Below are 14,502 nucleotides of genomic sequence, written 5' to 3'. Positions count from 1 at the left end.
CGATTAATGTTCGTACCGTTTCACGTAGGTCCCGTGATCCGGGATGGCCAGGCTGTCGAATTGTTCCGCCAGCCTCTTCAATCCCGCCGCAAGCATCTCGCCGATTACGGGCTCTCCGTGCCCGGTCACGGCTGCTTCCGGGTGCAGAGCCTCCAGCCGTTTGACCGACTGCCAGGCCGCAAACCAATCCGGCGTAAAATACCGCGGCGGTCCGCTAATTTCCACTTTCTGCGTCAGCACTTTGTAGAGCTCATCCTGCCGGACGGTCGTAAAGGCGTCCCCAGCAATCAAAGTCCGGTCCCTTTCCCGGAACAGGGATACATGCCCGGGCGAATGTCCCGGCGTAGGAATCCACCTGTATTCCGGCATGCCCGGTACGCTTCCGTTATCCGGCAGCGGCTTGACCCATGTGCCCACGTTGACCGGCTCATTCGGAAACGCAAAGGACAGCTTCGCGAGCACTCCGCCTTCCACGGTCGGGTCGGGCTTCGGATAGCTTTCCTGTCCCGTCAGGTATGGCATCTCCAGCTTATGGGCATATACCGGGACTTCCCAGTGCTTCACCAAATCGATCAGTGCGCCCACGTGGTCAAAATGGGCATGGGTCAATATAATCGCTTCCGGACGGCGGCCGGACCCGAAGCGCTCTTCCACCGTCCGGATGATGTCATCCGCCGAACCCGGCATCCCTGCATCGATCAATACGAACGATCCAGCCTGCGGGGCACCGGCCAGCAAAATATTGACGATTTGCACCGTGTAGCTGTATACGTCCGGGCGAACCTCCACGCCCTCACCGCTGGCCGCCGAGGTGGCGGGAATATAATGATAGTCTGCTCCGTAAGACAGCTCTTGATCGGTACCTTTCTCCATTGTCAACCTCTTTTCCTTCATGTGGTATGTAAAACGGTTGTTTTCCTATGGATATTTTCTCAATTCACCTGCCGGATTATGTCTGAAAATCATCGTCCAGGCCACACCGATTCCCGTCACAGCCATAATGAGCAGTCCGACCGTCAAGAAAAGACGGGGAATTCCGTACGCCGCGGCGCAAAAAGTGCCGTAGAGGATACCAAGCGGCCCGGCAAATTTGACGAGCAGCAGCCGCATCGATAAGACCTGCCCAAGGACCTGCTCGGGGACCAGCCTGTAGAAAGCATTACTGCTGAAGACATTCCAGAACGGCATCGCGATCCCCGCGGCCAGCTCGATCACCAAGGCAGCAGGCAGGCTGCGCACAAGCGACAGCCCGACGTAAGTCGCCCCGCCGGTCAGGAGAGCGGTGAGCATGGTGCCAAGCATCGGAGAGGTTCCCCTTATTCTGCCGGCTGCCCAGCTGCCCAGCACATACCCGCAGGGAAATGCGGCCGTAAACCAGCCATATTCCGTTGCGCCCCCGCCAAGCACCTCCGAGACGTACGGGATATACATCGCCTGCGTAGCCGCTACGCCAAAGCTTGTAACGGAGACGAACAAAGCGAGCGCAACCAGCAGGCGGTTGCCCGAAAATACCCTCCATCCGGCCCGGATCTGACCGAACCAAGCCGCTCCCGCGCCTGATCGGCCTTGTCCAGCAGAAACAGCGTAGGCAGGTGGCCCCTCCCGAATGCAGCAGATGCACAGGAAAGAGCCGGCAAACAGCAAGGACAGGATCAGAAGGAGGGTTCCCGGTTCAAGGACCTGCAAGCCAAGACCCGCCAGCGGGAAGGCTAAGGTCCGCATCAGCTGCACGCTTCCCGACATCCATGCATTTTTGCGGGTCAGTTCTTCCGGCCTGACCAGCTTCGGAAGCAGGGCACCGGAAGCAAGGTCGTACATGACAAACGAGCTGATCCAAGACGCCGTATACAATATATATGACTGTCTTTCCCCGGCTATCCACATCAGACCCGCGGCAAGATATACCGCAGCCCGGACAGCTTCCGACAGCTTCATGACCGTCGTTCTTTTCCACCGGTCGATCAGGGGACCGGCAAGCAGCTGAACGCCCCATTGGGAAGCGAAGCTGATCAGCCACAGCCCTCCCATCGCCACTGTGGAGCCTGTCACCTCATACAGCAGCCAGGAGAGGATAAACGTACCGCAGGTGCCGGCGAACACGGACAGCAGCTGGTCCGCATACAGCCATGCGAAATTTGGCGGCCATCGCCTCAGCTGTGCGGAATCACCCTCCGCATGTTCCGGGCTCTGCCTATTGATCATGGCTGCCGGTCAGGAATTCGTTCAGCTCCCGTTCATGATGGTGAAGTGACTGCGAATTCCAGGCATAGCTGCCGCCCTTCACCCGGATGAGCCCGGCTGCGCGCAGAACGGCCAGATGATGATGCACCGTCGTTTTCCCCAGCCCCAGGGCGTCGGTCAGCTCCTTCAGCGTCCGGTCCTTCCCGGCGATCAGCTTCAAGGCGCGGAGCCTTTTTTCATCTCCCAGCGCCTTGTAGATCTGCACCAGCCTGGACGGCGGCTCGTAAAGATCCCGGAGCCCCGGCAGGCTGGTCTCGCTGACAGGATAATAGAATACCTTCGTTTGCGGCAGCGAAGCCTCGACGGTAAACGGCCTATAAATGATTTGAGGAATGAGCAGCACCTGCTGAACCCCCGGCTCGGGGGCATACTCCACACCGGTTGCCCTCAGGACAGCCTCCTCAGGTGAAAGCGTCCGAAGCCAGGCCTCCTTCTCCTCCGCATCCCGCTTCAGCACGGCCGCCGTTATCTCCCGCTCGCGTTCCATAAACTCCGCGTCCCACAGCTGCAGCAGAGCAATCAGATGCTCCCTAAGCGTATCGGCATCCGTCGTCATCACATCATGAATCAATTGTGGAAAAAAACGGTGTCCGCGGCAGGCATCCATCATCTCTTCCGCACCAGCAGCGTCTCCTTCCGCCGCCCGTCTGCGGGCTGGCTCCAAAGCTGTCTCCAGGTACGGGAGCACAAGATAGCGGAACTCCTCCCTGCTTAGAGCATGAGCCTCCATTGCAAAGCTATCAATCGTTTCGCCGTTCAAGGAATGCAGCAGCTGGAGCAGCATTTTCCAGGTGTTATGCTCCTGGCAGAACTGAAGCTCGGCTTCGAGCCGGCTGCTGGCTCTTTGGCGCAGATGGGCATAATATTCGCCGGGCTTGTCCAGCGACCCGTGAAGCTTCGGATAGGTCAGCACGGCTGCTCCCAGCGCGCACTCATACCAGATGGAGGACAACACTTTGGCCTCATAGCTCGTTCTTTTAAAGGAAAGATCCAGCAAATTCATCCCCATTCTCCTTCCAAAATTCCATGGTATCGATACCGGTGAATTCCAAAATCTGGACCAATATGTTTTTATTCTAATCGATCAGCTTCATATATTCAATAATTATAGAATATATAATTCTAATTTAATTGAATATGATATGTAAAAATAGAGCCTGATCTATCCCAAGATCAGACTCCGCTTATTTTACTGGTCATGAATTAGTAGGAAGCATACCTTGCCGCATTGGACATCGCCGTCCATACGTCAGGCGTCTCCGCCCCCATATACCAGAAAGCGTAACCGGCTACTCCCCGGTCGGCTGCCATAACATATTTTTTCGTGATGGACCGGCTGTCCTCAATCCATATTTTATGGGTATATCCCTGTTTTTGATATTTGAAAACGTACTGCCCCAGGTTGTCGTCCCAGGTGCGGTTATAGGCCACAGAACGTGTTCGGACGCCCTGCTGTGCCAGGTTCAATTCTTCTGAAGTGGCTCCTCCTTCTTTCAGCGTCCAGTCCCGGGTATAGAATGGAAGGGCCAGGATCGTCTTGGACGATGGTACGGAGCGAAGAAGCTTATCCAGCGCGCTTTCCACCCACGGGTAAGAAGAAACGGACCCGGCGATCGGGTCGCCACCCCAGTGCTCATCGTAACCCATCAGAATGATATAATCCGCCGCCTGTCCCAGCGCCTTGTAATCAAAGGCTTCCGTCCAGTCGGTTCCGAGGTCCGGCGACACGTCGATCGATACGACGCCGCCCACGGTACGCAGGCTTTGGTCCAGCTCCGTCACGAACGCCGTCAGTGCTTCGCGGTCCTGAGGGCTGACATTTTCAAAATCGACGTTGATGCCGTTCAGACCGTACGATTTAACATAAGCGGTCAGCTGTTTGATCACGCTGCTTTTTTTCGCAGGATCGGTCAATATATCGTCCGTCAGCTCGGGATCCGAGTGATTGCCGAGGAGCGCCCACACTTTTTTATGATTCTGCTTCGCCCAGTTCAACAGGCTGGCGTCTACGTGGTTGGACAAGGAGCCGGTCCCCTCCTCCAGAAAAAACCAACGGGGTACGATCGTGTTGACGTTGGATGCCTTCACCTTGGCGATAAACTGGGAGATGGTCAAACCGTTCTGCCATCCGACCTGCAGAGAGGACGCCGGCGTGGAATGGATCGCCTGATCCCATGACGAAATTTGCAGCACGCGGTCAAGCACGGCCGCCGTTTCTTCGCGGGTCATATTAGCTTTGGGGCGGAATTTTCCGTCCGCTCCTTCCATCAGGCCTAGTGAAGCCGCGGCTTTGACATAAGGGCGCGCCCATGCGGAAATGCTCGCGGCATCCTGATACAGCAGCTGCCCTGCGCTGACCGCAGCCGGTTCCTTTTTCAGCGCGCGAACGATCAGGACTGCGGCTTCCTCCCGGGTAATATTCGCCTTCGGCTCAAAGGTGCTGTCGCTTTTCCCCTGAACAATGCCAAGGTTCAGTCCGGCCTGCACCCAGCCGTAATACCAGGATGTGCGCGGAACATCACGAAAAGCCGGGATGTCCCCGTCCACTTCCTTCAATTTAAGCAATCGGTCCGTCATGGCGGTAAACTCGGCACGCGTCACCGTTTTGCGCGGTTCAAACGCTCCCCCTCCCGTTCCTTCAACAACGCCCTCGTGAACGAGGTCGACGATTTCATCCCGGGCGAAGCTCCCCGAAATGTCATGAAAAGGCAGACTCGAGCTGCCGGATGCGGCATATACCGGTCCAGTACTTGCGGCCAGCATGAATGCTGCAAATAAGGTTACTAACTTTTGCGGTTTAATCAAGGGAGGGTGCCTCACTTTTCATAGAATAGATTTTCTTTCATAGAATGCTTACTCTTATCCTATCAAAAAGATGCGGACGATTTGATCGCTAAATATTGGTAGATATGGTATAAAAACCGTCATAGTAAAGTGGAATGAAAACGGGAAGATACGACAGCATTTGCCATGGACAGCCCTGGAAATTAGACTTATATTACTGTAAGCAGGCATCCAGATTGCCGATATGAAGCGGTCGGAAATATAGTTTGGAATGCCATCGACCGATATTATATTTAAGGAGGGATTGTAATGCTGCTGGATCAGCATGAGGCTATTTATTTAAGAGAGCTGGTGGAAGAGGATGCAGAGGCGCTTTTTACGCTGCGCCGAAATAACCGCGACTTTCTTCAGCCCTTCGAACCGATTCGTCCCGAGTCGTTCTGGACGCTGGAAGGACAGGTCAAGGACGTGTGGAACGGCATCACGGGCGCTGAGCTGGATCAGGCTTGTGTACTGGGCATCTTTTTAAAGGAATCGGATCGGCTGATCGGCCGGGTTGCCTTGACGGCATTTGCGCGGGGCGTATTTCAAAACGCCAACATCGGCTACTTTATGGCCCAGGATCAGAACGGAAAAGGTTATATGACCGCGGCCGTCCGCATGAGCGTGGATCATGCGTTTCGAAGCCTCGGGCTGCACCGGGTGCAGGCCGGCGTCATGCCGCGGAACCTGCGTTCGCTGCGCGTGCTGGAAAAAGCAGGCTTCCGCCGGGAAGGCCTTGCGGAGCGGTATTTGCAAATCAACGGCGTGTGGGAGGATCATGTTCTGCTTGCCGTGACGGCGGAAGAATGGCCGGGCCTCGAGCAGGCGGCGGAATAGCGAAGAGCTTAGAAGGAAGGCTTGCGATTTGCCGGACGATCTTGAGTCCTTCGCGTTTCTTTTGTGCGGCATTTGGGCGGAGACCCTTCCCGTGCTACAATGTTACCAGTTACATAGAATGAATAACTACTATACTTTCTGATCTCTTAAAAAACGCAAACACACCAACGGCTGAAAGGTAAACAATATGGAATACTTGTATGAAACAAAAGCGGGCAGCTACGAGGACTACGCCAGCGGCAGGGTACTCTATAATGCCCCCGGCGTGACCTCCTTCCCGGTGCGGCTCGGAAGTGAAATTGTCCAGCGGTGCTTCGGCATCCTGGAGGATCGGGGAATTTCCGGCCCTTATACCCTATACGATCCCTGCTGCGGCGGAGCCTACCTGCTGACCATAACCGGTCTTCTTCACGGAACTCAGGTCCGGCGGATGTATGCCTCGGATGTCGATCCGAATGCCCTGTCCGTCGCGGGCAAAAATTTGGCGCTCCTGACGAAGCAGGGGCTCACCGAACGGGAGCTCCAACTGCGGGAGCTGTACGGAAACTACGGCAAACCTTCGCATAAGGAAGCGCTGGAGAGCTTGGCCCGCCTTGAGTCTGCAGTCTCGGGCCTGACTTTGGACGCAAGCGTCGTTTTTCAGGACAACATTACGGAGCCGCATCACCTGGATCACGTCGATCAGCCGATCCATCTCGTGCTGACCGACCTTCCCTACGGGGATCTCGTCAGCTGGGAAAGCGGCGACGCCGACCCGGTGTCCGCTTTATTTGAGCATATCTATCCGCTGCTCAGCAGCGAAGGTGCGGTCGTCGCGATGATCGCGGACAAAAGCCAAAAGCTTGGGCACGCCCGTTATAAGCGGCTTCAGCATTTCAAGGTCGGCAAGCGGCAGGTGGCGATCTTTGAACCGATCCGGGAAACGAAGGCTTGATGTGCCTGAAATGACCGCTGCCAGTATATAAATGCAGCAAAGGACAGCCCGCCGGCTGTCCTTTTTCTGTTCATTCTTCGCGGGCTGGCTTCAGCCCAAATGTTTGACCATATGATAATACACATGGCCGTTAATCATAATGTTTTTATCGGTCTGATATCCGAGCTTCAGGTACAGCGAATGGGCCTTCGTGTTATCCGTGACAACCGCCATGGCGATTTTAGCGTATCCGTATGCACTTGCCCGTTCCTCGGCTGCCCGAATCAGGGACGTGCCGATCCCCCGTCCGCCATACTCCGGCGAGACCGAAAGCGTGTCGATGTAATATTCGTCGAGGTCCGCTTCCTTATCCAGCTGCAAATCCGGGTTCTGCTTCATGGTACGCAGCCTCGCAAGGATGGGCCGGTCCAGCTCCGCCGCCTGATCGCCTCCATATGCCACCACAAGGCCTACCGGACGTTCATCCAGTTCTTTCACCAGCGTCTGATTGTAGCTAAGACGGCCTTCCTCGGCGGCAAAATAGGCTTCAAGCGCGGCCAGCACGGACTCCTCGCTGTCCTCTCCGGTTAATTGATGCGCAACATCGTGCAGCGCATCGTACAGCAGCCGGGCGGCATGATGCGCGTCTTCTCGTTTTGCGGGTCTGATTGTCATAGCTTCCTCCATCATAGCAATACATAGGGTTAATCTGCCCAGGAAATTCCATTCCTGTGTGCAGGCACAATCCCTTCTATTATAGAGTTTCCCACGACGCGGAACAAATTTCAGCAGCCAGCCGCGCAGCCTCCTGCCACGCTACCTCAGTCCGTCCACCGGCCCTGCGGTCTGTCCACTCGACGACGCCTTCCCCGGCCCGTTTGCCTACGACAATGCGAAGCGGCAGGCCGATCAAGTCGGCATCCTTGAACTTCACGCCCGGCCGCTCCTCCCGGTCATCGACGAGGCATTCCACGCCCTGCCGCGCAAGCTCCTTGGCAATCTGGTCCACGACCGCCGCCTGTTCCGGATCCTGGGCGGAGACGGGAATCAGATGCACAGAATACGGGGCAATGCCGAGCGGCCAGCACATCCCTTGTTCCGCGGGCGATTGCTCGGCCACTGCCGAAAGGAGGCGGGAAACGCCGATGCCGTAGCAGCCCATGATCATCGTCTGCTCCCGGCCGGCTTCGTCCGTATATCCGGCATCGAGGACGCTGCTGTATTTGGTGCCCAGCTTGAAGACGTGACCTACTTCGATGCCTTTGGCAAAATGCAGCGTCTCCCCGCAGTTCGGACAGCGGTCCCCCTCCTGCACGCTGCGGTAATCGCCGATGTGCGCCGGCTGAAAATCCCGGAACGGCACCACGTTCCGCACGTGCGCATGTTCCTCCCCTGCTCCGGCTGCCGCGCCGCCGTGCAGCACGGCATCGCGGTCCAAATATACAGGGATATCAAGGCCGACAGGCCCAGCATAACCGTGAGGCGCTCCCGTCACCTTCAGCACCTCCTGCGGGTCGGCGAGTTCAAGCGTCACGCACCCAATCGCTGCGGCAAGCTTATTCTCGTTGACTTCATGATCTCCCCGTACGACGGCAGCGACTGGCTTATCGTCAGCCATATAAATCATCGTCTTCAAAATATGTGATGAAGGCACCCCAAGGAAGGCGCTCACTTCTTCGATCGTCCTTGTGTTCGGCGTGGCGACTTTTTCGATGGCGGGAGCTTGGCTTTCCGCTTCATCCGCCGCACGTTCTCCGGCAGCCGCAGCGGCCTTCTCCAGATTGGCCGCATACCCGCAGGCCATGCAGCTGACGATCGTATCCTCGCCGATTTCCGCGGGCGCCATGAACTCGTGCGTTTCCCCTTCACCGCCGATGGCTCCCGCCTCCGCTTCCACCATGCTGAACTTCAGGCCGCAGCGGGTGAAGATGCGGCGGTAAGCATCCCGGACCGCCTGATAGGTCCGGTCCAGCTCCTCCCAGCTGCGGTCAAACGAATACGCATCCTTCATCAGGAACTCGCGCCCCCGGAGCAATCCGAAGCGCGGACGCCGCTCATCCCGGAACTTCGTCTGGATTTGGTACAGGCGAAGCGGGAGCTTGCGGTACGTATTCACCTCGCTCGCGGCAAGCGCCGTGATGACCTCCTCATGCGTCGGTCCGAGCACAAACTCGCGCTCATGCCTGTCCTGCAGGCGGATCAGCTCCGCCCCGTAGGCCCCGTACCGTCCGGAGCGCTCCCACAGCTCGGCCGGCTGCATCGCCGGCAGGTGCAGCTCCTGGAACCCGGCCTGGTCCATTTCTTCGCGGACGATTGTCTGAATCCGGCGCAGCACGCGCCAGCCAAGCGGCAGGTAACTGTAAATTCCCGCAGCCAGCTGCCGGATAAAGCCCGCCCGGAGCAGCAGCTGGTGGCTTCGCGCTTCCGCTTCGGCAGGCGCTTCGCGCAGCGTTGGGATCAGCAGGGACGTTTGCTTAATAATATAACGGCTCATCGCCGATCAGCCTCCTCGTATCTTTTAATGCAGCACATATTCGCGACAAACACAAACTCAATCTCAAACAACAAAAAACACATCCGTCCTGAAGGGACGAATGTGTTCGTGGTACCACCCTGTATTCAACCACCGCAAGCACGGCAGTCCTTAATTGGCAACATAACGGGATCACCCGGCCATGAATACTCGAACCTGCAGATTCTTTCATCACGGCAGCTACAAGACGGGAAGCTCATGTCCGTGCGCGGAAACCTTTCAGCCAGGGGGTTTCTTCTCTGGAAAACGCCGGTCCTCATGAACTGTTACTCTTGATCATCGCTTTGAAAATTTGACAAACCATGGTTTGTTTTTTCCATACTTTACAGGATGATCAAGACCGATGTCAAGAGCCGGATATCACTTCATTTTCTGCAAGAGCTGCACCCGGTAGGCTTCGCTTTCGAGCGACTGAATCTCTTTGTACTCGGCGTCGGTCAGCACTTTCGGCTCGCCCACCGCCTTGGCGGCGAGGTATACCTTCGCGCTTTCTTCCACCACTTCGGTCCGGTAGTACGCTTCGCGCAGATTTTTCCCGGTCGTCACGAGTCCATGATTTTCGAGCAAAATCGAGTTGTTATCCCCGACTTTCTCCGCGACCGCATTGGCCAGCAGATCGGTCGTCGGCAGCACGTAGGGCACAAAGGCGATGTCGCCAACAAGCGCGGCCTGGTCCGGGAACAGCATCGGCAGCTCCTTCGAGACCAGCGTCAACGCGATGCAGTGGGCCGGATGGGTATGCACGATCGCCTGGATATCCGGATTGACCCGGTAGGCAAACAGATGCATCAGTACCTCTGATGACGGCCGCACCTCTTGATCCAGCACGTTGCCGGAGTCGATCTCCACCCGGATCCACTGCTCCGGCTCAATGTCTTCGAGTGCAAACCCGCTCGGAGACAGCAGCATAATGTTACCCGCTTTCGCGCTAATGTTCCCGCCCGGTCCCACTACCAGCCCTTTGGCTACGGTTTTCCGGGCATACTTGGTCAACTCTTCCCTGACTTGCTGTTCAAGTTGCACAGTCATTTCTCTCCACTCTCCTTTATAGAGGTTGTTCAAAAAGTCCGCTTTTGATAAGAAAACCAATCGAGGCCAATCAAGGATGAATGACCGCGATTAAAATGTAGGTTTTCTTGCGATATAGAATTTCATCAGCTCTGCTGATAACGAATAAATTCTATATCTAACACGAAGTAAATCGGGAAGCTGATTCGGCATCGAATCTTGAATTCAGCCGGGCCTTCCGGTGCTCACGTACCCACACGTACGCTCTGCTCCTCAGTCCCTAGCTTCATCCAATCTTCTCGGTGCTGAAAACCGACCTTTTTGAACACACACTTATACCGTCTCTTGACGTTTAAAAAGCTTCACGTACTGCTGGTAGCGTTCCTCCCACATCGCCGCATCCTCCGGCAGGTAGGTTTCCGGCGGAAAGGATTCAAGAACGACCTGCCGGATCTCGGCAAGGTCCTTCACTTCGCCGTGCGCCAGCGCCTGCATCATCAGATTGCCGATGGCCGTGGCTTCCACCGGCCCGGCAATCACCGGACGGCCGGTAACGTTGGCCGTCAGCTGGCACAGCAGCCGGTTCTGGATGCCGCCGCCGACGATATGAATATGCTCCATCCGCTCTCCGGCGAGCTTCTCGATTTCGTCCAGCGTCTGGCGGTATTGAAGCGCCAGACTTTCGACAATGCAGCGGACGATGGCCGCGCGGGATTCCGGCACCTTCTGCCCGCTGTCCCGGCAGTATTCGCGGATCCGCTGCGGCATGCCGCCCGGCGGCAGGAAGACGGCGTCGGCAGCGTCGATATAGCTGCCGTTCTCCGGTGCCGACAGCGCCAGCTCGGTCAGCTCGTCGTACGTGAGCGGCGTGCCTTCCAGCGCCCACGTGCGACGGCACTCCTGCAGCAGCCACAGCCCCATGATGTTCTTGAGCAGCCGGATTTTGCCGCCCGCTCCCCCTTCATTGCTGAAGAGGCTGTCCCGGCTGTAATCGCTGAGCGCCGGCTGATCGAGCTCGATGCCCATCAGCGACCAGGTTCCGGAGCTGATGAAGGCATACGGGGCAGCCCCCGCCGGAACGGACGCCACCGCGGCCGCCGTGTCGTGGCCCGCCGCGGCGATCACCGCCATGTCCGGCACCTGCAGCTCCTCGCGGATGTCCTGCCGCAGCTGTCCCAGCATCGTTCCCGGCATCACGATCTCCGAGAACAGCGATTCCGGAATGGACAGCGTGTTCAGAATGCCGCTATGCCATGTACGGCTGCGCGGATCGAGCAGTCCGCTCGTGCTGGCAATCGTATATTCATTGGCCATGACGCCAGACAAATAGTAATGGAACAGATCCGGCATCATCAGCATTTTTAACCCGTCCGCCCCATAGCCGGAGCGGACCTTCTCCTCGGCATACAGCTGATAAATCGTGTTGATCGAGGAGGAGCGGATGCCGGTCATCCGGAACAATTCTTTTTCCGGAATCGCCGAGAACACTTCCGGCATGACCTGCTCTGTCCGCAGGTCCCGATAATGATAAGGGTTGCCGGCCAGTCTCCCCTTGGCATCCACCAAGCCGTAATCAACACCCCAGGTGTCCACCGCCACCGATACCGGGGCACCGCCCGCCATCCGCCGGGAAGCGTGAATGCCCTGCTTCAGCTCATGGAACAGCCGCAGAAAATCCCAGTGGAAATGGTCCCCGAGACGAACCGGTTCGTTACTGAAACGATGCACCTCGTTAACGGTCAGCGTTCGGCCATTGAATGCACCCGTCACGGCGCGTCCGCTGCTTGCCCCGAAATCCACCGCCAGCATGTGTAAGGATTGCGAACCCATTAGCCTCACCTCGCCCGTAGAAAATGCTTACTTGTACAGCGGTCCGAAGTTTTGGCAGGCCCGGAAGTCCGCTCCCTCCGGATCGCTTGTTCCGAACAGCCCCCAGGCTCTCGGACGGAATACCTGCTCTTCCGAAACGTTGTGCATGCTCACCGGAATGCGCAGGATCGAAGCCAGTGTGATCAGGTCCGCGCCGATATGTCCGTAGCTGATCGCACCGTGGTTGGCTCCCCAGTGATCCATCACGGAATACACGTCTTTGAACGCTCCCTCGCCCGTCAGGTTCGGGGCAAACCAGGTGGTCGGCCACGTCGGGTCGGTCCGCTGATCCAGCTTGTCATGCACTTCCTCAGGAAGGTCGACCGTATATCCTTCGGCAATTTGCAGGACAGGACCAAGCCCTTTGACCAGGTTCAGCCTGGACATCGTTACCGGCATGCCGCCGCGCGTCAGGAAGTCGGACGAGAAGCCGCCCCCGCGGAAATATTCCACTGCCGCCGGGCGCCAGGACGTGGCCTTGAGGCAGTTGTCCGCGTCCTCCTGCGTAATTTCCCAGAACGGCTTCAAGGCAGGCTTGCCGTCCTTCATCTGCTCCCCGGTACCATCCAGCGCCGCCGGTCCGGAGTTAATCAAATGCAAGAGGCCGTTCGCCGCGGCTCCGCCGAGCTCATGACCGGTCACCCGTTTCACCGCGTCGGGACTCCAGTATGTACGGACGTCGGCAAAGATTTGGGCGGTATTCGTCAGCAGGTATCCGAAGAGCATCGATACGCCGTTCAGGCTGTCATTTTCGGTAGCCACCAAATAAGGCGCCCGGATGCCGTTCCAGTCGAACGAGGAATTCAGAATCGCTTCATGGAAGTCACCGTTCGGGAAGTGGTCTGTCCACTGCCGCTGTCCCTGGAAGCCGGACACGATCGCGTGATGGCCCATGGCCTCTTCTTCAAAGCCGAGCTCAGCCAGACGCGGATTGCCCACCATCAGGTCGCGTACGATCTGCGTCATTTTGACAACCGTCTCCCAGTCCTTATCCTTCTTCTCGCGCGAAGTCCGGATCGCTTCAGGATTGTTGTCCGGCCCCTCATTGCAGTTCTCCTTCACCCAAGCCATGGCCAGCTTGAACTCTTCCGGATCGTAAATCTCCTCTTCGATCCGCCGCGTAATTTCCGACATGTCCACGTACTCGTTGCGCATGCCCAAATATTCCTGGAAGAAGTCCGGATCGATCATCGAGCCGGCGATGCCCATCGACACCGAGCCGATGGCCAGGTAGGATTTGCCCTTCATCGTTGCAGCAGCCAGACCGGCTCTGGCAAAACGCAGCAGCTTCTCCTGCACGTCGGCAGGAATCGAAGGATCGTTCAGATCCTGCACGTCACGCCCGTAAATGCCGAACGCCGGAAGTCCCTTCTGCGCATGGGCAGACAATACGGCGGCCAAATAGACCGCTCCCGGTCTTTCCGTACCGTTGAATCCCCATACCGCCTTCGGAATCGAAGGATCCATGTCCATCGTTTCCGTACCGTAGCACCAGCATGGCGTCACGGTGATGGATACGCCTACGCCGGCTTTGGCGAATTTGTCGGCGCAAGCCGCCGCTTCCGCCACGCCTCCGATGCAGGTGTCCGCAATGACGCATTCTACCGGAGAGCCGTCAGGGTAGCGAAGCTGTTCGCCCAGAAAAGCAGCGACCGACTTCGCCAGATTCATCGTCATATCCTCCAGGGACTCCCGAACCCCCTTCCGTCTGCCGTCGATCGTCGGCCGGATGCCGATCTTGGGGAAGCCGTGCTTCCATCTTTCATTCTGGTTGGACATCGTTTGTTTCCTCCTCAGCTTTTCTTATGATTTCTCATTGCTTACGATTGGGTTACCGGTAACCCTAAAATAAAAAAATATACAGCCTTCCAATCCGTCGTTCCTATGAAAAACGTCAATCGGCATGCATTTTGGGAATACAGAACAAGCCTGAAGGAAAGCGACATGGATCGATCGGAGCACCGTCACAAAACCGAAACACGTGCTGATCTCTTCAAAAAAAGAAGGCTGCTTTCCTGAAATTTCAACGCTGCTGCTCTATATGACATACCGGTCCCGCTGCCTCGTCCGCTCTTTAGATCGTCCTAAGCTCCAGGTACAAAACGCCTTGCATGATTGCTTGAATTGGATCTGCTGCATTGATGCTGGGTCAAATGCTCAAAAAAATGTATAATGAGTTATCGGTAACTTTAAAATAACAATGAAAGCGATTACTGTCAATCCGTATTTTCTTTTATCTGGGCGGTTCTGATAGAATATACAGCAAAGAGGGGTT

11 protein-coding genes are annotated in these 14,502 nt (G+C 56.8%); 2 read left to right on the top strand and 9 right to left on the bottom strand.

Features of this window, described 5'->3' with window-relative positions; translation table 11 throughout:
• Positions 1 to 3: 3 nt before the first annotated feature.
• From KI379_RS08650 to KI379_RS08635, 4 genes are all read right to left on the bottom strand, one after another.
• Positions 4 to 873 (bottom strand): MBL fold metallo-hydrolase, encoded by an 870-nt coding sequence (locus KI379_RS08650; RefSeq protein ID WP_244879222.1) that lies wholly within the window; start codon positions 871 to 873, stop codon positions 4 to 6.
• Between the two features lie 45 nt (positions 874 to 918).
• Positions 919 to 2,202, bottom strand: coding sequence for an MFS transporter (locus tag KI379_RS08645; RefSeq protein ID WP_212983297.1), 1,284 nt, complete (start codon positions 2,200 to 2,202; stop codon positions 919 to 921).
• Complete coding sequence (locus KI379_RS08640) at positions 2,192 to 3,244, bottom strand: ArsR/SmtB family transcription factor (protein ID WP_212983296.1); 1,053 nt, start codon at positions 3,242 to 3,244, stop codon at positions 2,192 to 2,194. The genes KI379_RS08645 and KI379_RS08640 overlap by 11 nt, the downstream gene beginning before the upstream one ends.
• A 200-nt stretch (positions 3,245 to 3,444) precedes the next feature.
• Complete coding sequence (locus KI379_RS08635; protein ID WP_244879221.1) at positions 3,445 to 5,046, bottom strand: S-layer homology domain-containing protein; 1,602 nt, start codon at positions 5,044 to 5,046, stop codon at positions 3,445 to 3,447.
• A gap of 288 nt (positions 5,047 to 5,334) precedes the next feature.
• Here KI379_RS08635 and KI379_RS08630 point away from each other — a divergent pair, with 288 nt between their 5' ends.
• Positions 5,335 to 5,904: a GNAT family N-acetyltransferase gene (locus KI379_RS08630; protein ID WP_163872903.1), complete on the top strand. Its 570-nt coding sequence runs from the start codon at positions 5,335 to 5,337 to the stop codon at positions 5,902 to 5,904.
• A 187-nt stretch (positions 5,905 to 6,091) separates the two neighbouring features.
• The gene (locus tag KI379_RS08625; RefSeq protein ID WP_212983295.1) at positions 6,092 to 6,838 is read left to right on the top strand and encodes a hypothetical protein; all 747 of its coding nucleotides are present in this window, start codon (positions 6,092 to 6,094) and stop codon (positions 6,836 to 6,838) included.
• A 90-nt stretch (positions 6,839 to 6,928) separates the two neighbouring features.
• Here the strand turns inward: KI379_RS08625 and KI379_RS08620 are convergent, their stop codons facing one another.
• From KI379_RS08620 to KI379_RS08600, 5 genes are all read right to left on the bottom strand, one after another.
• Entirely contained in the window at positions 6,929 to 7,492 is a 564-nt protein-coding gene (locus KI379_RS08620; protein WP_076167687.1) for a GNAT family N-acetyltransferase, read from the bottom strand.
• Between the two features lie 79 nt (positions 7,493 to 7,571).
• Positions 7,572 to 9,296, bottom strand: a complete 1,725-nt coding sequence (locus KI379_RS08615; RefSeq protein WP_212984652.1) for a proline--tRNA ligase — start codon at positions 9,294 to 9,296, stop codon at positions 7,572 to 7,574.
• 414 nt (positions 9,297 to 9,710) lie between these two features.
• Complete coding sequence (locus KI379_RS08610; protein ID WP_212983294.1) at positions 9,711 to 10,379, bottom strand: class II aldolase/adducin family protein; 669 nt, start codon at positions 10,377 to 10,379, stop codon at positions 9,711 to 9,713.
• A gap of 312 nt (positions 10,380 to 10,691) precedes the next feature.
• A complete protein-coding gene (locus KI379_RS08605; protein WP_089546647.1) occupies positions 10,692 to 12,188 on the bottom strand; it encodes a rhamnulokinase in 1,497 nt (498 codons plus the stop codon).
• 27 nt (positions 12,189 to 12,215) lie between these two features.
• Complete coding sequence (locus KI379_RS08600; RefSeq protein WP_076167696.1) at positions 12,216 to 14,006, bottom strand: L-fucose isomerase; 1,791 nt, start codon at positions 14,004 to 14,006, stop codon at positions 12,216 to 12,218.
• Between the last annotated feature and the right edge of the window lie 496 nt (positions 14,007 to 14,502).

The organism is Paenibacillus cineris (genome assembly GCF_018333335.1).
Classification (GTDB): domain Bacteria; phylum Bacillota; class Bacilli; order Paenibacillales; family Paenibacillaceae; genus Paenibacillus_AQ; species Paenibacillus_AQ favisporus.
The sequence above is the reverse complement of the archived record's forward strand: the minus strand, read 5'-3'. Positions and strand labels throughout refer to the sequence as shown.